The organism is Pseudocolwellia agarivorans (assembly GCF_002000085.1).
GTDB classification, from domain to species: Bacteria; Pseudomonadota; Gammaproteobacteria; order Enterobacterales; family Alteromonadaceae; genus Pseudocolwellia; species Pseudocolwellia agarivorans.
Genome location: NZ_MUZU01000019.1, coordinates 23467 through 46050, shown reverse-complemented (window position 1 = coordinate 46050; position 22584 = coordinate 23467). Strand labels below are relative to the sequence as shown.

The following is a 22584-nucleotide window of genomic DNA, read 5'->3' as shown; positions in this document are numbered from 1 at the left end:
AATTAAATTAAAAACCAATAACATAATGTTTGTTATTGGTTTAAATTTATTAATATGTATATTGCCCAAGCAATTGAAACTGCCATTAATAATAACAAGTTGAAATTTTTACTGTCTGATTGTCTTCTTGATCTAAACTTGTGAACAATCAAACTTAAAAAACTCACCAAGGCGCTTAACCAAAGTACCTTGTATAAATAACCTGTTAATTCAACAAGCCAATAAGTTCTTACTTCAATTTCATGATAGCGTAACAAACCGTAATCTTTTTCTGGCGCGGCATAGTAAGACACGCATAATGCAATAATAAATAATAACCAGCTTAACAGGGTTAAAATTCTGACAATAAAAACCCACTTGTCAGGCGACTTTCGTCTATTTACAGGCTTATTTTCCATAATTATTCTTATTTAACTCTTCTCATACACGATAAATTGAATTTTATATCAGGTATTAACAATTTTTACTTGTTTATCATATTCTGCACGGTAACATATCACACCTTAACTTTAGAGCAATTTTGACAGACAAAGAGGTCGATTAATGTCACTCATATCAATTACTGATGTTTTAGCAGGAAAGTCGCCTGTTAACGAAACAGTTTCAGTACATGGTTGGATCCGTACACGTCGTGATTCAAAAGCAGGTATTTCATTTTTAGCCATACATGACGGTTCATGTTTTGATGCTATTCAAGCTATTGTTTCAAGTGACATAGAAAATTACCAATCTGACGTTTTAAAATTAACAACAGGTTGCGCCGTTAAAGTTACCGGTGTTTTAGTTGAATCTCCTGGCCAAGGCCAAGCATTTGAAATTCAAGCTACAGCGATTGAAGTATACGGTTTTGTTGAAGACCCTGATACTTACCCTATGGCCGCTAAACGTCATAGCATCGAATTTTTACGTGAACAAGCACATTTACGTGCTCGTACCAATATTGGTGGCGCGGTAACTCGTGTGCGTAATACATTAGCACAAGCAGTTCATCGCTTTTTACACAGTAAAGGTTACTTCTGGATAAGCACACCACTTATTACTGGCAGTGACTGTGAAGGCGCGGGTGAAATGTTCCGTGTTAGTACATTAGACATGGAAAACTTACCACGTAACGACAAAGGCGAAGTTGATTACAAACAAGACTTTTTCGGTAAAGAAACTTTCTTAACGGTTTCAGGCCAATTGAACGTTGAAACCTACGCATGTGCTTTATCTAAAGTGTATACGTTTGGTCCTACGTTCCGTGCTGAAAATTCAAACACAACTCGCCATTTAGCTGAGTTTTGGATGATTGAACCAGAAATCGCTTTTGCTGATTTATCAGACGCAGCAGACTTAGCAGAAGAAATGCTACGTTACGTATTTAAAGCAGTATTAGAAGAACGTGCCGACGATATGGCATTCTTCCAACAACGTGTAGATAAAACGGTTATTGATCGTTTGAATTCAGTAGTGAACAGCGAATTTGTTCGTATGGATTACACTGACGCAATTAAGATCTTACAAGAATGTGGTAAGAAGTTTGAGAACCAAGTTACTTGGGGTGTTGATCTAAACTCTGAGCACGAACGTTACTTAGCAGAAGAACATGTTGGTGGTCCAGTTGTTTTACAAAACTACCCTAAAGACATTAAATCTTTTTACATGCGTTTGAACGACGATGGCAAAACTGTTGCCGCAATGGATATTTTAGCCCCAGGTATTGGTGAAATTATTGGTGGTAGTCAACGTGAAGAACGTTTAGACGTTTTAGATGCAAGACTTGCAGAAATGAACTTAGACGTTGCAGATTATGGTTGGTACCGCGATTTGCGTCGTTACGGAACAGTGCCTCATTCTGGTTTCGGTTTAGGTTTTGAGCGTTTAGTAGTTTATGCAACAGGTATGCAAAACGTACGTGACGTTATTCCATTTCCAAGAACACCAAATAACGCAGCATTTTAATTGATAACTAACGGTTATTTTATTATCTAATCAATAATTATCGAAAACAAAAACGCCTTAATTGGCGTTTTTTTATGTCTGAATTTTATACGTTATACTTTTAAAAAATTATATTTTTAACAGTATCTTGTTTTTTTGAAAAAACGACATATTATGTCTTTAGTTATCTTATTTTGGAGTTAAAAAATGCAACGTATTGTATTATTTTTACTAACTAACTTAGCCATTATGCTAGTACTTAGCGTAACGTTAAGTATTTTAATGTCAGTTTTTGGTATTGATCGACAAGGCTTAGGTGGTCTATTAATGCTAGCCTTTGTTTTTGGTTTTGGTGGTGCATTTATATCTTTATTGATGTCTAAGTGGATGGCTAAGCGTTCAGTTGGCGCTTATGTTATTGAACAACCACAAAATAACACTGAAAGATGGTTATTAGAAACCGTTAAAAAATATTCAGACAGAGCTGGAATTGGCATGCCAGAAGTGGCTCTTTATCAATCGCCTGATATGAATGCTTTTGCAACAGGCGCTAACAAAAACAATGCATTAGTTGCTGTAAGTACAGGCTTATTAGAAAACATGAGCCAAGCAGAAGCTGAAGCGGTGATCGGTCATGAAATTAGCCACGTAGCTAATGGTGATATGGTTACACTAACCTTAGTACAAGGCGTAATAAATACTTTTGTTATATTTTTAGCGCGATTAATTGCAGGCGTAATTGATAATGCAACGCGTAGTAATAATAACCAAGGTGGTGGCTTAGGCGGTATCGCTTATTATGCGGTAGTATTTATTTTAGAAATGGTATTAGGTGTTTTAGCTAGTATTGTTGTTGCTTGGTTTTCAAGAAAGCGTGAATTTAGAGCCGACATAGGTGGCGCTAACCTTGCTGGTACAACAGCTATGATTGGTGCGCTAGAAAAACTAAAACGTAGTCAAGACAGTCAGCTTGAAGGTTCAATGATGGCCTTTGGTATAAACAACAAATCTAAATTTATCAGTTTATTTGCCAGCCACCCTCCACTTGATGATCGTATTAAAGCACTTAGAAATAGAGCATAGACAAACTTTGCATAATAACAAACGTACAAAAACGCCTTAATTGGCGTTTTTTATTATTAATGGCCTTTTAACTTAATACCGTTATTTATGCACATACCATTTTTTTAATGTTGCTCTAAAGTCAGCCAGCTGAATCGGCTTACTGACGAAATCGTCCATACCAGCCTCATAACAGTATTCTGCATCGCCACTCATTGCTGCGCCAGTAACCGCTATAATAGGTATACGTTTAGTTTGGTTAATATTTTCTTTGTCGCGTATTTGTCGCGTCATTTCATAACCATCAACATTAGGCATATGGCAATCAGTTAAAATAAGTTGGTATTCCCCTTCTTCCCACATCATTTTTCCTTGCAGTCCATCATCTGCTACATCACAATGATAACCTAATTGATTAAGCTGTCTTACTATAAGTTTTTGATTTAAAGGATTGTCTTCAACCAATAAGATGTCGGCATGTGGTTTATTAACCGCTTTATCTTTGGGATTTTCCTCATCTAAGTCAAAATCTAAATCGTCAAGAACTAGACCGCTATCGTCAGATTCTAGTTCACTCAAATCAAGTTCATCAAGATTAAACTCAAATCGCTTTTGCCATGCATCTTCAATTGCTTGAATAAGCTGTATTCTGGTTATAGGTTCAGAACAACATACGCGGGCCTTTTTAAATAACTTTCTTGTTTCATCAAGAATATCATTTTTAACGGCAATAATTATTCGACTCTTATTTGGATTTTCCTTCAATATAGATAGTGTTAATTTGCGGTTTTCATCGCTATCCTTATATAAAAGAAAGAGTACACCATATTCAGGTTGATCTACCGTAAAATCAGACAGTTGATAAGATATGACTTCTGCGCCTTCATTTCTTAAATAATGGCTAAAAACATCAAGTTTTTCATCTAAAGAATCATCACAACTCAACAAGGTCACTTGTATATTAGACAACGTTTCAATATGCATAGCGCGCGTTTCTTGTGATTTCCAGAAAGGTATTTCTACATTAAAACAAGAGCCATGGCCTTCTTCACTTGTTAGTTTGATTCTCCCTCCCATCATTTCGGTAAGTTTGCCACAAATAGCAAGGCCTAAACCGGTTCCACCGTATTTTCTTGTTGTAGATTTTTCAGCTTGAGTAAAAGGCATAAAGAGGTGTTGTTGATTTTCTTTACTAATCCCTATGCCGTTATCTATAACCTGTAAACTAATGTTACTCATCGTTTCATGACTTCGAATAACACTTGTTTTAATGGTTACATGACCTTGTTTTTTTTGTGTTGTAGATGTGAACTTAAGTGCATTACCAATCAAGTTAAAGAGTATTTGTCGTACTCTCATGGCATCACCTTTTACAAACATTGGCGTATTAGGGTCTTCATATACACTTAAAATAATATTACGCTTATTTGCTATAGGGATAAAAACTTTAATCACATTATCTATAACTTCCGAAATAGAGAACACACGTTCATCTAGTTCTAATTTACCGGCTTCAATTTTATTAATATCTAAAATGTCATTAAGAATAAAGACTAGGTTTTCAGCTGAAGTTTTTGCTGTATCAATGAGATCTTTTGAATCATCTGTTTGTTTTGTTGTTGCTAATAGATCTAAAGAGCCAATAACACCGTTCATTGGAGTTCTTAATTCATGACTCATCATAGAAAGAAAATCTGATTTTATCTGACTAGCATTTTCAGCTTTTTCTTTAGACTGAGTTAATTCAACGGCATGGCTTTCAATCACCTTAACCTTGTCGATGATGGTATTACACATTTTTAGAAAGCTACTGGCTAATATATTAAGTTCGTTATTTTCTTTGGCGTAAACAATTTTTTTTAGGTCGTCAAAATTATGCTTTGAATCGGTTTTATCCAAGTCTAAGTCTTGAGTTACTTTGGTTAGTACATTTAAAGGATCTACAATGATACGTTTGATAAAGAATAGGAACACTAACCAAAGGGCTAAAGTTTTGATCACTGAGTTAATAATGATAAGAGTAAAACCATATTTAACACGGTCTATAATAGAAGCATGATTAGCATATATATAGCAGTATCCGATTAAATCTTTTTGTGAATCAAATTTATTTGTGAAATAGATAGGAAATTTATATTGAAATAAGGAGTGTTCTGTTTCATTTTTATCGTACATTATTTTTTCAATTGTACCTTTACCGTATTCTCCTACATACTCTGATAGTTCAACTTGCTGCCCTTCACCTATATTGCCTGTTTTTGAAAGTAAGCTTTTGTCTGAGGCTACCACTTTAATACCAGAAACCAATCCGACTTTATTGATCCCCTTAATTGTTGAGTCAAGTTGATCAATATCAAAATTCCATATCGATTTTGATAAGCTTTCTTCAATTGTTTCCCCTAAATTTGATAACTCTTCAAAAATAGTATCTTTTACATGAATGTATTCAGATATTAATTGTCCAGATGTAAGTATTATAGCTACAGCAAAGTACCCTCCAAAAACATAACGTAATAATTTTAATCCAATATTACTTCTAAGTAGAGCCATAATATATTCACCGAGCGTGTATTGATTTTATAAATATAAGGAAAGGTACAAGGCTAAATATAGTACAAGCCACTAATATATCAAACATTATACTTGTTATTAATTCATCATTGAGTATACGCAATAAACTCAAAATATCTTTATTAGTTGAATCAAAAATAGCAATGACTCATGTGAACTTGAAACCATTAATTTCCGAACATAAAAATATAAATAAAAAACAAAAGATGAATGAATAGCCATTAACTGTATATTCAATTTAGCACTATTTACTGTTTTTAAACAAGTTTTTACTCGTTTAATGTTTTACTTTTTATGCTGTGATTCGTTCCGTTTTATTTTACGCATAAATTTTTATATGTATTTTTATCTATTTTGCTTAAGCCCCTAAGAGATAACGTTTGAAATTGATTCGTACCGAAAACAATGAACATGATAAAACCCATAAGGTTAATGACAAGTAATAACAATTTAGTGATGGAATGAGTATAATAACTCATTAAAAAATGACATTCAGTTTAGGTTTACGATGAAACGCGTTGTGTTATACACCATGGCTAATTGCCCTCATTGCAATACAGCTAAACAATATTTAGACAAAAACAAAGTTACGTATCGTGTATGTAATGTTAAAACACCTGCGGGTAAAAAAGAGTTTTCTAAAACAGGATATAGAGGTGTACCGGTTTTGAAAGTGGGTGATCAATTCTTAAATGGTTTTTCTGTAAAAACATTTCAGCAAGCCTATAATAGTTGAGGCATTGTTAGTTTTCTGTTTGATCTATTCTACGACTACTTAGCTTGTAAAAAAATCGCATTCCTTTATAAGCTAACACCGTAATAACTACAAAAAATCCAAGCCAATACACTTTAAACCAGTTCATTCCCGCCCCTATAACAAACTCTACGGGAATATCAAAATAAGAATAGAAAAAAACATTATATAATTTAAACCATATACCAAAAAGTAAAAAACTAATGAGTTTGTTAATCATAAAACTCCCTTTAAATTAATAAAAATAACATATCCATAAAGAAACGACCTATTGACTATGCGCTAAGCAAAGGTATTATTTTTTCCGTATCGTTTTTAGGAAAATCAACAAAGGATTATACATAACTTTCGGTAAGTGCCCGCCTTTCAATCATAACAAAAGTCGATTTCTCATCTTATTGCATTCATATTTCACGAGAGAGACAACCTTTCGTATTTCTAATATACGGTATAAGAGAGGTTAAAAACAATATAAAAAGAATGATTAAAAATGAAAAAACGCACCGAAGTGCGTTTGATATGAATTTAACCTTTTAGTACTTTTTACCTAAAGGCGTTATTAGAATGTCGCACTCACAAATAACCAAATTTTATCTGTATCAACCTTACCTGTACCTGCATCACCTGCAGAGTAAGAAGCTATCTTAACACCTGCCTTATAGTGCTTAGCAAAGCCTTTTGCGTAAACCGCATCAATTTCAGATCCTAAATCAGCACTCCCTTCCTCTGCTGAAAAGTCATGATAAGTAACGGTTAAACCACCGCCTAATATTTTAGCCGCTAGCGTAACGTAAACATCTTCTAGCCCTACCGGTGGTGTATTTAAAAATTGATCGGCCCAGCCATTAAACTTATGTGCTGTAGCTAAAGGAGTAGAAAAGCCAACACCTTTATCACTGCCTAAAGATTCATAACCTAGCTTGGCGGTAACTTTACCAAAGTTATAACCACCTTCTAACATGATATAAGTTGTATCGGCATCAGTAGCATCGTCAGTTTGTGTTGCAAGTTCCGCAGCATACGAGAAGTTGTCTTTTTTACCTGTAAAGCTTACGCCATAGGTGTCTAAACCGTTATCTGTGTTGTCATCAACTTCTAATAAATAAGCATACCCCACTAATTTACCGATAGATGTTTGATATGCCACATTGAGTAAATGATCTTTTGAATCAAAATCTTTCGCTTGTGCAAAAATACGGTTTCTTTTACTAATATATGAATAGCTACCTGATAATTTATCAGAAGCTTGATACATAAATGTTGCTGCATCAAATGTTTGTCTGTCTTGTCTCCAACCAACATGACCAACAAAACGATGACCGTCTAATGTAATCACCTGACGACCAACTTTAGCGGTAAATTTATCTTTTTTGTATTGAATAAATGCTTGGTCTAATTCGGTTGTTTCAGGGTCTGCTACCACAGAATAAATACCTGCATTTAACCCGTTTGTATTATTGTAATCGTCTACACCCGCTATAACACGTGAGTCTTCAAACTCTACTACACCTGTAAAGCCGTTATAGCTTGCTGTTGTGTGAGTTAGGCGTGTACGAAGTGTTAATGCATTTGCATCTTTAAGCGCATTATCTTGATCAACCGATTCATAACGCAAATTAAAATCTAGCGCAGTTTTTGACTCATTCGCAGCAAAAGCCGTTAATGAGGTTGATGCTAATGTTGCGGTGATAAGTACAGCAATTTTGCTTAGTTTCATGTTTAAGATCCTATATATAATAATTAGGTTTATATTAAAGTTATTATTTTAAAAGTTGTTGATTGGTATCAATTTTTAAGCGACTTCTTCTTTTTTAGATGACGTTTTTTTTGACGTTGTAATCGTTTCCACTTTTCGTTGTTTTTCATATAAAAAAGTGAGGACAGATGAACGTAAATTATTGTAATTAGGATCTTTAGCCAAAGCTAAACGATCACGCGGTCTAGGTAGGTTTACATCCAAAATTTCGCCTACCGTTGCTGCTGGGCCATTGGTCATCATGACTATACGGTCGGAGAGTAAAACGGCTTCATCAACATCGTGAGTGATCATAATGACGGTGTTGTTTAACTCATCTTGAATTTCCATTAATGAATCTTGCATATGCGCACGGGTTAATGCGTCTAGCGCACCAAAAGGTTCATCCATTAATAACACTTCGGGTTGCATGGCAAGTGCTCTTGCAATACCAATACGTTGTTTCATACCACCCGATATTTCATCAGGTAACTTATGTGCAGCGTGGTCCATATGCACTAAATGAATATTATGATTGATCCAATCTTTCATCTCGCTGGCCGACATTTTATTTCTAAAGACTTCTTTAACGGCAAGTTCAACATTTTGGTAACAAGTTAACCAAGGTAATAAAGAATGGTTTTGAAAAACAACAGCACGCTCTGGCCCTGGCTCTCTTACTTCTTTATTATTAAGTAAAACGCCGCCTTTAGTGGCTTGGTATAAACCAGCAACCACGTTAAGCACTGTTGATTTTCCACAACCTGAGTGACCAATTAATGAAATAAACTCGCCCTTTTTAATTTGTAAATCTACATTTTGTAGCGCAGTGAAATCCCCTTTTGGGGTTGGGAAAACCATATCGATTTTGCTAATGTTTAATAACGTTGTCATATTTTTTCCTAATTCGAATGTGTAAATACAATCGGATAAATATTATGGATATAAGCTGATAAATTATGGGCTACAGTTTTGCGCTGTCTTTGTTCCAAGACACGTGGTATTGAATTTTTTGCATAGTGCGGTCTAATAAAAATCCAATAAAACCTATTACCACTACAGCGGTCATAATGCGGCTTAACGAGTCTGAACTACCGTTTTGAAATTCGTCCCATACAAACTTACCCAAACCCGGGTTTTGAGCTAACATTTCAGCGGCAATTAATACCATCCATGCCACACCTAACGACATTCTCATGCCGGTAAAAATTGAAGGAATAGCGGCAGGAATTACAATTTTTTGAATATGCTTTAATTTAGGTAAACGTAATACTTTACTTACGTTATCCCAGTCTTGGTTTATGCTGATCACACCCACAGAGGTATTAATAACCATTGGCCAAATACAACAAAGCGTTACAGTAATTAATGAGTTAACGAATGATTTTGCAAAGTATGGGTCATCTGATACATACAAGGCACTCACTGCCATAGTTACGAGAGGTAACCAAGCTAAAGGTGAAACGGGTTTAAAAATTTGAATTATAGGGTTAATGGCTGTATTTAAGTTTTTACTTAATCCAATGGCGATCCCTAGTGGTATAGCGAAAAAAGCGGCCAGTATAAAACCACTCATTACCGTTATTAAGCTGGTAATAATTTGGTCTAAAAAGGTTTCTTTGCCTGTATATGCACGTATTTTAGGTTCGTAAGTAGGATCTTTAGCCACCCTTTTAGCATTTCGCTCTTCTTGTCTTTGATAGAAGGCATCGGCTTTATCACGCTCAGCTACATGTTCTTGATAAAGGTTCACCATTTGAGTACCAACCTCAGATGGACCTGGAAATTTACCTAGTGATGTATTAATACTGCTGGCAGCTATTGTCCATAAAAACATAAAAATCAGCATACCAATCACAGGTAACAATACAGGTTTTGCATAATAGTTAAAAATTCTGAAATTCGTTTTAAATTGGCTGAAACTCGATGTTCCCGCTACCAATTTACTTATTAAGGTTGTCATTTTTTCTCCCCTTTGCGTAGACCACTTACATGGTCTACGCAACACATGATTAAATTAAACGTACGGTTAGAACTAAACTTAACGGTGAATGTTAAAGTTTGTCGTCAGCTTTCAAACCAATTTTAAATTGGTTGATATAAGCATTAGGTTGAGTACCGTCGTAAACTAAATTATCAATAAAGTGTGTTTGAGGATTACGGAAGCCTGTTTCAGTTTCAAAATTAGGGAACTCACTTGCTTTAATTAACTTGTCAGCAATTAACGATTTAGCTGCAGCGATATAAATATCAGGACGATAAACTTTTTTCGCTACATCTTTATACCAGCTGTCAGGCTTGTGCTCGCTAATTTGCCCCCAACGACGCATTTGTGTTAAATACCAAATAGCGTCAGAGTAATAAGGGTAAGTAGCGTTATGGCGGAAAAACACATTGAAGTCTGGCACAGCGCGCTTATCACCTTTCTCGTATTCAAAGGTTCCTGTCATTGAGTTAGCAATAACGTTGTAGTCAGCTCCTACATAGTTTGATTGCGATAAAATTTTAACGGCTTCTGGACGGTTAGCATTATTGTTATCGTCTAACCACTTAGCAGCTCTGATCAATGCACGTGTTAAACGTAGAGTAGTAATTGGATATTTTTCAGTGAAAGATTTAGATAAGCCAAATACTTTTTCTGGGTTGTCTTTCCAAATTTCGTAATCGGTAACAACGGGAACACCAATACCTTTAAATACCGCTTGTTGGTTCCAAGGTTCACCTACGCAGTAACCATAAATAGTACCTGCTTCCATGGTGGCTGGCATTTGCGGTGGAGGTGTCACAGAAAGAAGCGCTTGTGCGTCAATATTACCTGAAGTATCACCTTTATGTGGAGCGTAAAAACCAGGGTGAATTCCACCCGCCGCTAACCAATAACGCAGTTCATAGTTATGAGTAGATACAGGAAACACCATCCCCATTTTAAATGGCTTACCTTTATCAATGTAACTTTGTACAACAGGTTTTAATGCATCCGCTTTGATTGGATGCACCGGACGCCCATCTGCCATTTTAGGAATGTGTGGCTTCATTTGCTCCCAAATAGCATTTGATACAGTGATAGCATTACCATTTAAGTCCATTGAAAATGGTGTAACAATCTCGGCTTTCGTACCGTAACCTATGGTTGCTGCGATAGGTTGCCCTGCTAACATATGAGCACCATCTAAACGCCCATCAATAACACCGTCTAATAAAACTTTCCAATTTGCTTGTGCTTCAATCGTGACATATAAACCTTCGTCTTCAAAAAAGCCTTTTTCGTAAGCGATAGCAATTAGCGCCATATCCGTTAATTTAATAAAACCAAATTTAAGTTCTTCTTTTTCAGGAAAACCTAATTCTTCGGCTTGAACAGACAAGGTGGTAATAACACTTGTTAATAAACAGGTACTCGCAACAATTGCGCTACAAATGGTTTTATTAAAGTTTTTTAAGGGTTTAGCAAACATACTTTTCTCCAAATAAAAAAGCCCACAACGACATTGAAAATAAATTTCAATCGCTATGGGCTACAATGCCAAACTAATAAATAACCACGCCGTTGCAGTAACATTAGTTTAATGTGTTTAAGCGCTACTCTAGAACTTATCTATACAGTAGCGCTTAGCGTTTAACATTACGTTATTGCAATATTAAACCGTTATCTTTTGATATTTATCAATACAATCATTATGCCAATAGTTACTTTTACTTATTTTACATAAGGTTATGTTTATTTAATAAATGCTTAGAGTAATTATTCAAAAACTTCGCACCTATCTTGATCGTATTTTTATACATTTGGTGCACGACCAATGGCTATAAAATCGCGGCCAATGACAAAATGTTCTTAGCAACGTCTTCCACTTTCTGTCCATTATCCATCGCCATTTTTCTCATGCTGTGATACGCCTCACGTTCAGAATAGTCTTTATTTTGCATCAACAATAACTTGGCTTGTTCAACGGTACGTTGGTTTGATAGCTTATTTTTAGTTAAAGCAAGTTCTTGTTTTAAGGTTTCGTGTTCGACAAAACGAGCAATGGCAGTATCCAATATTGACTTAATACGTCTAAAATCGGTTTCTCCTGCTACATAAGCAGTTACGCCAGACTTAATCAGTAAGTTTATAAGGTCGGTGCCCTCTTGCTCTGAAAACATAACAATAGGTTTAGGTGAGTACTTAGAAATGTAATTTAAACTTTCAAGCATACGCTTTTTAGGAAATTCAACATCAATCACAAGAATATCAGGATTATGTTTTTCAACTTCTTTGATTAACGATACGTTATCAGGGCCATCGCTGAGTAAACTACTACTATTTAATACGGAACAAATTTCGTAATGAGTACCCGATAAAACTTTTACTAAGTTATTACGTTTACACAGTTCGTGTTCAATTAATAAGATGTTGTATTTCTGTTTTGTATCACTTTGTTGTGACAACTTTTTTATAGAATTCATATCTTTCTCGATAGCTATAAAAATAATATATAAACAGCATTATCCAAGTATTAGACCAACACGAGAGAAAGTTAAATTAGATTATTTATCAGTAGGTTATAATATTATATAGATAGGTAAATAAAATGAATGTACCTAAATGATGCAATGATGCGCTAATGTGGACGGTTTAAATTGGGAGGAAGATAAAAATTGATCAAAAGCACCTAGCTAAAAGTAGTTAAGTGCTTCAATTACATATTAACGTTTAAGTTTTACGTATAAGTTTTACGTTTACGTACAATAAGAGCAAACAATCCTAAAGCAAAAATAGCTAGAGATGGCATTTCTGGCACTGATGCTACATTACCAATTACAATTTCTGTTGGTGTAAATGATACTGACTTAAATGAATCACCTAAGTCATCACCTAACGCGATATTGCTAAACTTGAATGTATTCATTCCGTTAGCTTTTACATCAAAATTTACCGTGGCTAATACAAAACTTACTAAACCATCTTGTGCTGCAAATAAATCATCGCCAAAAGCTAAACTCAATTCAGAGAGTTTTAACGAACCTAGCCCTGAATCTATTGCTACTCGATCACTTGGTAAAAAAGGGTCAACGTCTAATAAGCTACCAAAGGTTGTTGTTTTGTACGCAAGTAATGAATTATCAAATAATAAATTAAAATCGAATGTCGCTACTAATGATGTAAATCCTAAATTTTGCTCAATATCAGAAATAACAATATTGGCCTGCATAACATCGCCCATTTGATAATTTGTGTTATCTAACTCTACTGTTAATAATGTAGCTTGTGAGCTTAATGTGATGAGCAATGATGCGCATAATGCGATTAATTTTTTCATTTTATTTTCCTAAACTTATTTTAATGTATGTAATGTCTCCCCTGTAATGGGGAGACATTATTGGTTCATATTATTGTTCAGCAGCACAACGACTGCGTGTACAGAGTGACATTAATGATCTGACATCACGTGTATTTACAGCACCGTCGTTATTAAAGTCATTTTTAATATCAAGTGTTTCACCTCTTCTTAATAGCAGTGTAAACGCGGTAAGGTCGTTGCGGTCAACATCCCCATCACTATCAAAATCACCTAGCAAGCTTGAGGCAGATGCTAAATTAAGTGAAATAACAACAGGATCATGGTCAGATGCTCTATAAGCGTCACTTCCATAATAAGTATTTAATTGATTAGCTGATTTAAACTCGGTGTTGTAATCAAACGATCTTGGTTCATCAGCATTAATGTGCCAAACCGTAGTTTCAACCACTTGGCTAGTTAATGAGCTTGATGCAAGTGCATGATCTAAATAACCTAATTCACCACCAAAGCTATAAGAATAACCGTTATGACCTAACGATTTTTCAACTAAGTTTTGATAACCATTAGCTTCAATTGCCGTAATAGGGTCTTCTTTAGCGTAAGCGTTTAAATCACCCATAATTAATACATCTGTATCTGTTGTACCTGTAGGTAATGTGTCTAACCATGCTGTTAACGAGTTAGCGGCTTGTGTACGTAAACCATTCCAACAACCTTGTCCGTCATTTATATCCGCATTGTTACCTGAAGCACTGCCACAGCTACCTTTAGATTTAAAATGATTAACCGCTACTGTAATACCTTCATTAGTGGCTATTTCTTTAAAAGTTTGTACTAAAGGTTGGCGATTACCAAAATCGAATGGAGTTTGAGTAGTTGTTACTGCATTACCTTCTAGCGCAACACTTGCTGGCTTATAAATTAAACCTACAGTTATCGCATCTGAACCTAAAGTCGAGCTATTAGGATTAACAAAGCGATAAGTATCAGCGCCCATTTGTACGTTTAGTTTATTCACTAAATCACTAATAGCACTAGTCGTGTTGTAACCATCGTTTTCAATTTCCATCAGGCCAACGATATCAGCGTTTATGGCAACCAATGCTGAAACGATTTTGTCACTTTGGCGAGAAAACTCTTCCGCGGTATGTGCGCCTCGTGCAGTAGGAAAACCACCGCCTAAACCATCTCCATTAAAGTAATTTAATACGTTAAAGCTAGCGATTTTTAATGAACCTTCGTTAGAAAACTGTGGCTCATTGGTACGGCTGTTTGTTGATATAAACTGAGGTTCATTAGTTGGTAACACACGATAGTTACCAAAGCTGAAATCTACAATACCCGTTAAGTTACTAATTGAATCGCCTAAACGAACCGTATTGATATAACTTAAACTAGGCGCTGGAAATGAAACCACTTCAGGGTTTTGCTGGCTATTTTTATCATCTAACAAAATAGTATTTCGGCTATTTCGTTCTGTTAATGCAATAGCTTGAGGGCTATTTGGCGCATAAACGTTTGTTGCTTTAAGTAAACGGCCGTTAGATAAAGACAACTCACCAAAACGTGTTAAATTATAAGAATCAGACACTTGCAGGTTATGCGTTACATTGATCAACATACCTTCAACACTTTCCCAATCAGAGATATTGTCTACAGGTAAACTAATGTCTTGAGGAGCAATAATTTCACCTACTCCGCAATCGACATAAGCAGTAGAAGCCGTTAACTGTGTTCTATTAAATGCCTCTTTAACAACACCTTGTACTCGTACTTTATGGCCAATAGCTGGCATACCTGTAGTTGCTAGGTTTTCATCAAAAACAAATAAACCTTCAGAAGTCTCATCAGATAAATCTTGGTCTGTAAGTTCTTCTTGTACAAAGTAACCGTTAATAGATGCTACTGTTGAAGTAACAACACCTTCAATAGTTTTTGTTTCACCTATCACTAAAGATTCAGTTCCTGAACCTTGAATAGTATGAATATAATCAGCGCTATCGTTACATGAACCAATAGGTAATGTAGGCTCGGTTGGCGTACCTGGATCCGTTGGTGTACCTGCATTTGCATTATGAGAGCCTAAGAAGCTGAAAGTATTGCTTGGTTCTGCATCCCATTCGGCTGCAACATCAAAGGCATCAGTTCTGTTTGAATCGCCTTGAGTAATTGAAGCTTTTCTTATTAGGGTTTTGTTACTCCCCCAGCTTTGCTTAACACCGTAAAAACCTACTGAATCAATAATCGTATTGCCATTGGTTAATTCGATATAATCATCACCATTAAAATTAGCAGCGCCAGTAAACACATCAATTTTACTAACAATATCCCCACTAGCTTGGCTATTACCTAGCACCAATACATTATTTGACAATAATTGACCTGATAAACTTAAAGTACTTGTTGGCGATAAGCTGCCGTTTGAATAAAGCTTAAATTCATAACCCGTTAAATCGATAGTCCCCAATGTTGGGTTATATATTTCAACCGCTTTATTAAAACTACTGCCTTCTACATATTCAGAAATAAACAAATCTGCTCCGCCAGGTGCTGGCGTAGGATCTGTTGGTTCTGGATCGGTAGGCTCAGGATCAGTAGGTTCGGGATCTGTTGGTGTTGGATCTGTCGGTTGTTGGCCCGTACAGCTTTGTGTATAAATTAATGAAATCCATTCAGGGTGATCTATAAAGGGGTTACGGTTACCTTGAAATTCATAAATTCTGTTATTACGTTTTTGTTCAAACTCATCAACAGGATCGTTTTCATTCCAGCTTAACAGTGCACATAATTTACCTAATTTTGCTTCACCAGTGCTGGTTAAACGGTTTACAACTTCTAAATCGGGTGTTGAAGAATCATTACCTGCGTAGCGTGTGTCCATATAAAAAATGATACGAGCAACATCACCTTTTACTGCATCACGTGGTTCAAACGAATCACTGTCTACTCTATTGGCTGGCGATTCAGCTAATGGACTATCGCTATAATCAAAATCTAAATTTCCACGAGATGAGTTAACCGAAATATCGGTGGGACGTAAATGATGAATATCGGTATAAGCATGCGCACTGCTGCTAGGAAAACCATGACTTTTAGCCCAAACATGTTCACGATTCCAGTTATCCTGATTACTAGATTGAGCACCGCTACCATTTGAAGACTTAGCTAATGAAAGGCCTCGGTAAAATAAAATAACATTGTTGTTATTTAATGGATCTTCATCGGTTTGTGTTAAAGCAGTCCAAACTTCAGAATACGTTAATTGCTTATGATTTTCAGAAATAGTATTGCTAATGCTTTCTTTAATTATTGATTGGCTTTGAGCAGAATTTACGGCATCAAATACTTGAGCATAATAATCGTTGTCATTAAAGTTGGCAGCATTCGCAATTTTAGTTAAGTCAGGACAATTAAAACAAGCATCTGTAATCGTATCTGTTTCCGGTGTTTCTCCACCTTCTCCATTGTCGCCTCCATTATCACCTGTAGCAGCTCCAGCAGTAACAAGTACGTCATCAAGTCTTAAATATTCAGATCCAGCACCGTTTTGCATAGCAACTTTAATCACTAAAGTTGAACCTTCAGCAATGTCTGCTTCAATTGTGGTTGATGTAAAATCATCAATTAAAGTGTGTTCAGTACTGCCTAAACCTTGCCAATTTGGCACTTGAACAAATGCACCACCATCAACAGAGTAGAATAAATCAAAATAATCATCAGCCTCATGTGTACCTTGTTCTGCAGCTAAAAGAGATAATTTGATATCCGATTTATTTGAAATATCTATAGATTCTGACATCCATTGCACAACACCATCAACATCTCTGGCTTCCATTACGGCATTTGTGACTTTAAACCAATCTGAAGAAGCTGTTAACGAAGCATTGCTAACATCAATAGACCAACGGTCTACATTTGCCATATCAATTGTTGAATTAACAGCGCCTTTATTATTTAGTTGAGGATCATTGAAGTTTTCACTCCATAAGTCTTCAGCATAAGCAGAGGTACTTATTAGTAAAGCTGAGGATATACACAAAGCCAGTTGACTTTTTGTATACGTAAATTGGGCTGATCTTGGTACTAATGAATCGACTTTAACCGTCTTTTTCTTGAACATTGAACACTCCAGATGATAACTAAATTAAAAGAGAATATAGGCATTAATACAAACACCTTATTGAGCATAATAATGACGTTGAATTGTTACATTAGTGTTATTAATATATTACACAATGTAAAAACCTGACTAATCAGTCTACTTTATAACGCCGTGTAATATATATGTCACATGAATAATTTTCACGTGCTAACCAAATAGACAATAAATTTATATGTATGTATTAGAGGAGGTTTTAATTTATAAAGGCATTAAATTGAAAGAACTAGACGATAAAAAGCAAAAAAAACTATAAAAAATCCAGCTAAATATAGCTGGTTTACATTAATAATATTTTAAGATGAAACCACCAGTTTCGTTTACAGGTAATACAGAAGAGAATTTATTCGTTTATATAAATTACAATTTTAGAGAGGGTTTTTACAGCTTTGTTTGTAGCGTATATTGAAGAAGTATTGAGGGATGTAGATAATTAATATTAAGCTATGAATAACATAGCTTAATATTTATGTTGATCATTTTAATGAGCGTTTTGCATTTTATACTTTTTCAAATATGCTTGTGCTTCATCTATATTTTTCTTAGGTACGGGTTTAGATTTTACTTCATCAATAGCTAGTGGTGTTAATCCCTCATTCCACTTACTAATTCTAGCATCGTCTGGCAAAGCAACTCCTAAATTCAGCCCTACAAAAGGCACTGTATTTGGTTTAATGTAATACGTTTTACCTGCTTCAAGGTTTAAATTTGTATATGCCCACTTACCACCTTGAGTTGGATCAATCATAAAATCGTGTTCTCCTGGTAAAGTTAAATACTGGATCATTGATCCTGCCTTTAATGTTCCAATAAATTTATTACCGTCCCATACTTCAAAATCAACACCATCGCCAAGAAAAATACGAGGACGAACAATGCTCACCATAGATTGATTACTTTGAACATTATCAACTTTGTTTACAGTTTTCATTTTAGCAAGGCTTGAACAACCACTAGCTCCGAATAGAATAAAACCAAATAAACTGACATAAATAATTTTTCTCACAACATTTTCCTTAACTTATTTTAAATAATATAAATACGAATGCTAATACACGCGCCCTAAAACTCTTTTAAATGATTCAACACGCGTTTGCTTGATATAGGATACGGTGTTTTAAGATTTTGTGCGTATAACGACACTTTTAACTCTTCTAGCATCCAAGTAACGTCTGACAATTCTTTTGATAATGGCTGGCCTTTCTTCTGTTTACCTAATACGGCTTGATAAGCTGAGTTGGCTTTTTCAATTTCAATCATTTTTAAACGATCTTGGTTTGGATCTATAGGTAGTTTTTCTAAACGCCTGATAATTGCTTGTAAGTATCGGTTTATATCATCTAGCTTGTCGTGACCAGATTCAGTGACAAATCCTTTAAACACAAGCGATTCTAGGTGCTGTTTGATATCACCATGCGATTGAATAATGTTTAAACTCACATTACCTTTTAGCTTTTTACGTATGTCGTGTGCTGTGCTTAACGCTTTTTCTACTTTTATGGCGCTATCTAATACACAATCAGCAATTTCTGCACGTATGTAATCTTTCGCTTTGGTAAACTCTTTTTCGCTGCGTGGTAAAGGGCCATGAGTCAGCAATAAATGCTGGCACGCGGCAACAATACAGTCTTGCAATAAATCAGTAATTGAACCAAACGGATTAAAATACAAACCCAGCTTCGCTTTGTTCGGTAGCTTTTCTTGCAGATATTTAATAGGTGACGGTATGTTTAATAAAATTAATCGGCTAGCGCCTTTTAACATGGCTTGTTCAGCAATTTCTTCTTGTTCAAACAATTCAATCGCGACACTTTTGTTTTTATCGACTAAAGCAGGAAAGGCTTTTATGGTGATATTAGCGACTTTTTTCTCGTAACCTGTAGGTAAATCTTTAAAGTCCCAGGTTTCAATATCAGTTCTTTCAATTCCTTTATCTGCAACTTGCTTGATAGAAGCTTTAACTTTGCCTTGTAGTTCAGCTTTTAATAAATCGAGATCGCGGCCTTGTTTAACTAGTTTTCCTTTTTCGTTCAACACTTTAAAATTCATGGTTAAGTGAACAGGTAGCTCGATACTGTCCCACGAGTTTTCAGGTAATCTAACGCCCGTCATTCTGAGTAACTGTTTTTCAAGCACTTCAACTAAAGGTTTGTCGGTATCTGTCATGGCCGTTACACAAGCTTCAGCGTAATTAGGTGCTGGTACAAAGTTTCTACGTAATGATTTAGGTAAACCCTTTATTAACGCTACAACTAAGTCAAAACGAAGTGCGGGTATTAACCAGTCAAAACCTTCTTCATGAACTTGATTAAGAATACCGATAGGAATAATCACGCTAATGCCATCGTCAATATCGCCCGGTGTAAAATGGTATTGTAGCGGTAAAGTTAGGTTGCCTTGTTGCCAAGTGTCTGGATATTCAGTTTTTGATAACTCTTCAGAGCTTTCATTTAATAAAAAGGCTTTAGTAAAATGTAGTAACTTGCCATTTTTATGTTTTTCTTTTTTCCACCATGATAAGAAACTACGTTGGCAGTTAACATGTTCGGGAATTTTTGATGAGTAAAAATCAACGAGCTGTTGCTCATCAATTAAAAAATCTTTACGTCGAGCTTTTTTCTCTAACGTTTCAATCTCATTAATAAGGGCTTTGTTGTCTTTAAAGAAACTTTCTTGAATAGTACATTCGCCATTAACTAATGCTTCTCTAATAAAAATTTCTCTACAAGTATCAGGTTCAATTTTATTAAAATTAACTTTACGATTTGCGACTAAAATTAAACCGTAAAGTGATACTTGTTCAGATGCCATAACAGCACCTTGTTTTTTCTCCCAATGAGGTTCGCTATAACTCTTTTTAACTAAGTGTTCAGCTAGAGGTTCAATCCACTGCGCATCAATTTTACCTACCATGCGAGCAAACAGGCGGCTGGTTTCTACAAGCTCTGCGCCCATGATCCATTTAGGTGATTTTTTAGCAACACCAGACCCCGGAAATATATAGAATTTACTACCACGAGCTCCTTTATATTCTCGGTTTTCATCTAATTGCCCAATATGGCTCAATAGCCCAGATAGTATGGCTTGATGGATGGTTTCTTGATTTTTCTCTTCTTCAAAATCGATACGCGTTACCTGAATTTTTAGGTCTCTAAAAGTCGATTTTAATTGTGAGAAAATATCTTGCCATTCTCTAACACGCATATATGCAATAAAGTCTTTTTGGCACATGCGTCTGAACTGATTACTGCTTAATTCTTTTTGCTGATCGGTTATATAATTCCATAAATTAAGTAAGCTAATAAAGTCAGATTGTGGATCTTTAAAACGGTTATGTTTTTCATCAGCAGCTTGTTGTTTTTCGTGTGGGCGTTCACGTGGGTCTTGAATACTTAGCGCGCTTACTATGATCAATATTTGTTCAACACAACCTAAGTCGATTGACGTTAAAATCATTTTTGATAATCGGGGATCAATAGAAAACTTTGAAAGCAAGCGCCCTATTTTAGTTAAAACAACTTTAGATTGAGGCTGTTGCTTGTTACCGCCATTGCTTTGATAAGATATAGCAGCAAGTTCTTCTAGTAATTTAACGCCATCATTAATATTTCGACCATCAGGCGGTTGTACAAATGGAAAGTCAGAAATACTGCCTAAATCTAGCGCGAGCATTTGTAAAATAACCGTAGCTAAGTTTGTTCTAACAATTTCAGGATCAGTAAATTCAGGTCTACCTAAAAAATCTTCTTCTGAATATAAACGAATACAAACACCCGCAGATACGCGGCCACAACGACCAGAACGTTGATTAGCACTGGCTTGTGAAATAGCTTCAATCGGTAAACGCTGTACTTTTGTGCGATAACTATAACGAGAAATCCGTGCAGTTCCTGGATCTATTACATATTTAATCCCCGGAACCGTTAAGCTGGTTTCAGCAACGTTTGTCGCTAAAACAATATTTCGACCGCTATGAGGTTGAAATATTTTGTTTTGTTCTTGTACTGTTAAACGTGAATACAAAGGTAATATATTGGTAAAGCGTAAGTTTGCTTTTTCTAACGCACTTGCTGTGTCTCTAATTTCACGTTCGCCGTTTAAAAATATAAGAATGTCGCCGTTACTTATATCACTTAATTCATCTACCGCATTTAAAATGCCTGATATAACATCTAGATCGTCTCGTTGCGTATTGCCTTCATCATCGTTTCCACCTGGCTCATTTAAAGGGCGATACAATATATCAACAGGAAAGGTTCTGCCCGATACTTCTATAATAGGTGCGTCGTTAAAGTGTTTTGAAAAACGTTGAGGATCAATGGTTGCCGAGGTAATAATAACTTTTAAATCAGGGCGTTTAGGTAATATTTGTTTAACATAACCTAAAATAAAATCTATGTTTAAACTACGCTCATGGGCTTCATCAATAATTAAAGTATCGTATTGGCGCAGTAAACGATCTGTTTGCATTTCAGCTAATAAAATACCGTCTGTCATTAACTTTACATGACTGTGTTCGTCGACCATGTCGTTAAAACGAACTTTATAACCGACACATGTACCTAATTTTGTATTTAGCTCTTCTGCAATACGTGTTGCGACTGTTCGTGCAGCAATACGTCTTGGCTGTGTATGACCAATAATACCGTCGATACCGCGACCCAGTGCTAAACATATTTTGGGAATTTGTGTGGTTTTACCTGAACCTGTTTCACCCGCAATGATAGTGACTTGGTTATTTTTAATGGTTTCTGCAATATGCTCTACGTTTTGAGATACCGGTAAAGATTCGTTATAGGTTACTTTAGGAAGCTTGCTTATTTTAGCCTGTTTATTGAGTAAAGATTTTTCAATTAATTTGGCTACTTGTAATAAAGCGTTATTCTTTTTGTCGCCTTCACTCAGTTTTTTAGCATTAATTAACCTATTTTTTAGGCGTGCTCTGTCGGCCCCTTTTGTTTTAGGTAATAAATTAAAAAGTGATTGAATTTCAGGAATAGGATTTGAACTTACTTCTAACGACACAACAGGCTCTAATACATAGTTACATTGCAACTATAATATCAGTTTCTACCCAAAATGGCAGTAAGTTCAT

At 35.4% G+C, this 22584-nt stretch carries 15 protein-coding genes; 3 read left to right on the top strand and 12 right to left on the bottom strand.

The window, feature by feature from the left end:
- Positions 1–32: 32 nt before the first annotated feature.
- Complete coding sequence (locus B0X80_RS19145) at positions 33–398, bottom strand: hypothetical protein (protein WP_076419998.1); 366 nt, start codon at positions 396–398, stop codon at positions 33–35.
- Between the two features lie 145 nt (positions 399–543).
- Here B0X80_RS19145 and asnS point away from each other — a divergent pair, with 145 nt between their 5' ends.
- Positions 544–1944: an asparagine--tRNA ligase gene (asnS, locus tag B0X80_RS19140; protein WP_077343230.1), complete on the top strand. Its 1401-nt coding sequence runs from the start codon at positions 544–546 to the stop codon at positions 1942–1944.
- Between the two features lie 186 nt (positions 1945–2130).
- Positions 2131–3006, top strand: a complete 876-nt coding sequence (gene htpX, locus B0X80_RS19135) for a protease HtpX (protein WP_077343228.1) — start codon at positions 2131–2133, stop codon at positions 3004–3006.
- 81 nt (positions 3007–3087) lie between these two features.
- On the opposite strand, the gene B0X80_RS19130 is transcribed toward htpX, so the two are convergent.
- The gene (locus tag B0X80_RS19130) at positions 3088–5535 is read right to left on the bottom strand and encodes an ATP-binding protein (RefSeq protein ID WP_077343226.1); all 2448 of its coding nucleotides are present in this window, start codon (positions 5533–5535) and stop codon (positions 3088–3090) included.
- A 529-nt stretch (positions 5536–6064) separates the two neighbouring features.
- Here B0X80_RS19130 and B0X80_RS19125 point away from each other — a divergent pair.
- Complete coding sequence (locus B0X80_RS19125) at positions 6065–6292, top strand: glutaredoxin family protein (protein WP_077343224.1); 228 nt, start codon at positions 6065–6067, stop codon at positions 6290–6292.
- A gap of 7 nt (positions 6293–6299) precedes the next feature.
- On the opposite strand, the gene B0X80_RS19120 is transcribed toward B0X80_RS19125, so the two are convergent.
- The 10 genes from B0X80_RS19120 to hrpA all read right to left on the bottom strand — a co-directional run bounded on the left by B0X80_RS19120 (position 6300) and on the right by hrpA (position 22487).
- A complete protein-coding gene (locus B0X80_RS19120) occupies positions 6300–6530 on the bottom strand; it encodes a hypothetical protein (RefSeq protein ID WP_077343222.1) in 231 nt (76 codons plus the stop codon).
- Positions 6531–6869: 339 nt separating this feature from the next.
- Positions 6870–8027, bottom strand: coding sequence for an alginate export family protein (locus tag B0X80_RS19115; RefSeq protein WP_077343220.1), 1158 nt, complete (start codon positions 8025–8027; stop codon positions 6870–6872).
- A 75-nt stretch (positions 8028–8102) separates the two neighbouring features.
- Complete coding sequence (locus tag B0X80_RS19110) at positions 8103–8939, bottom strand: ABC transporter ATP-binding protein (RefSeq protein WP_077343218.1); 837 nt, start codon at positions 8937–8939, stop codon at positions 8103–8105.
- 70 nt (positions 8940–9009) lie between these two features.
- Positions 9010–10008 carry an ABC transporter permease gene (locus tag B0X80_RS19105; protein WP_089024924.1) on the bottom strand — a complete coding sequence of 333 codons (999 nt, stop codon included), beginning with the start codon at positions 10006–10008 and terminating at the stop codon, positions 9010–9012.
- A 91-nt stretch (positions 10009–10099) separates the two neighbouring features.
- Positions 10100–11500, bottom strand: a complete 1401-nt coding sequence (locus B0X80_RS19100; RefSeq protein WP_077343216.1) for a CmpA/NrtA family ABC transporter substrate-binding protein — start codon at positions 11498–11500, stop codon at positions 10100–10102.
- 349 nt (positions 11501–11849) lie between these two features.
- Positions 11850–12494: an ANTAR domain-containing response regulator gene (locus B0X80_RS19095; RefSeq protein ID WP_077343214.1), complete on the bottom strand. Its 645-nt coding sequence runs from the start codon at positions 12492–12494 to the stop codon at positions 11850–11852.
- A gap of 254 nt (positions 12495–12748) precedes the next feature.
- The gene (locus B0X80_RS19090) at positions 12749–13348 is read right to left on the bottom strand and encodes a cohesin domain-containing protein (RefSeq protein WP_077343212.1); all 600 of its coding nucleotides are present in this window, start codon (positions 13346–13348) and stop codon (positions 12749–12751) included.
- 70 nt (positions 13349–13418) lie between these two features.
- Entirely contained in the window at positions 13419–17450 is a 4032-nt protein-coding gene (locus tag B0X80_RS19085) for an ExeM/NucH family extracellular endonuclease (RefSeq protein WP_077343210.1), read from the bottom strand.
- Between the two features lie 520 nt (positions 17451–17970).
- Positions 17971–18495 (bottom strand): hypothetical protein, encoded by a 525-nt coding sequence (locus B0X80_RS19080; RefSeq protein WP_077343208.1) that lies wholly within the window; start codon positions 18493–18495, stop codon positions 17971–17973.
- Between the two features lie 56 nt (positions 18496–18551).
- Positions 18552–22487: an ATP-dependent RNA helicase HrpA gene (gene hrpA, locus B0X80_RS19075; RefSeq protein WP_425439720.1), complete on the bottom strand. Its 3936-nt coding sequence runs from the start codon at positions 22485–22487 to the stop codon at positions 18552–18554.
- Positions 22488–22584 lie beyond the last annotated feature (97 nt).

What these genes read in the sequence shown, in the direction of transcription:
- B0X80_RS19110 (WP_077343218.1), bottom strand. Translation starts at nt 8,939, where the DNA reads ATGACAACGTTATTAAACATTAGCAAAATCGATATGGTTTTCCCAACC.
- B0X80_RS19090 (WP_077343212.1), bottom strand. Translation starts at nt 13,348, where the DNA reads ATGAAAAAATTAATCGCATTATGCGCATCATTGCTCATCACATTAAGC.
- asnS (WP_077343230.1), top strand. Translation starts at nt 544, where the DNA reads ATGTCACTCATATCAATTACTGATGTTTTAGCAGGAAAGTCGCCTGTT.
- B0X80_RS19120 (WP_077343222.1), bottom strand. Translation starts at nt 6,530, where the DNA reads ATGATTAACAAACTCATTAGTTTTTTACTTTTTGGTATATGGTTTAAA.
- B0X80_RS19105 (WP_089024924.1), bottom strand. Translation starts at nt 10,008, where the DNA reads ATGACAACCTTAATAAGTAAATTGGTAGCGGGAACATCGAGTTTCAGC.
- B0X80_RS19115 (WP_077343220.1), bottom strand. Translation starts at nt 8,027, where the DNA reads ATGAAACTAAGCAAAATTGCTGTACTTATCACCGCAACATTAGCATCA.
- B0X80_RS19100 (WP_077343216.1), bottom strand. Translation starts at nt 11,500, where the DNA reads ATGTTTGCTAAACCCTTAAAAAACTTTAATAAAACCATTTGTAGCGCA.
- htpX (WP_077343228.1), top strand. Translation starts at nt 2,131, where the DNA reads ATGCAACGTATTGTATTATTTTTACTAACTAACTTAGCCATTATGCTA.
- B0X80_RS19085 (WP_077343210.1), bottom strand. Translation starts at nt 17,450, where the DNA reads ATGTTCAAGAAAAAGACGGTTAAAGTCGATTCATTAGTACCAAGATCA.
- B0X80_RS19095 (WP_077343214.1), bottom strand. Translation starts at nt 12,494, where the DNA reads ATGAATTCTATAAAAAAGTTGTCACAACAAAGTGATACAAAACAGAAA.
- B0X80_RS19130 (WP_077343226.1), bottom strand. Translation starts at nt 5,535, where the DNA reads ATGGCTCTACTTAGAAGTAATATTGGATTAAAATTATTACGTTATGTT.
- B0X80_RS19145 (WP_076419998.1), bottom strand. Translation starts at nt 398, where the DNA reads ATGGAAAATAAGCCTGTAAATAGACGAAAGTCGCCTGACAAGTGGGTT.
- B0X80_RS19125 (WP_077343224.1), top strand. Translation starts at nt 6,065, where the DNA reads ATGAAACGCGTTGTGTTATACACCATGGCTAATTGCCCTCATTGCAAT.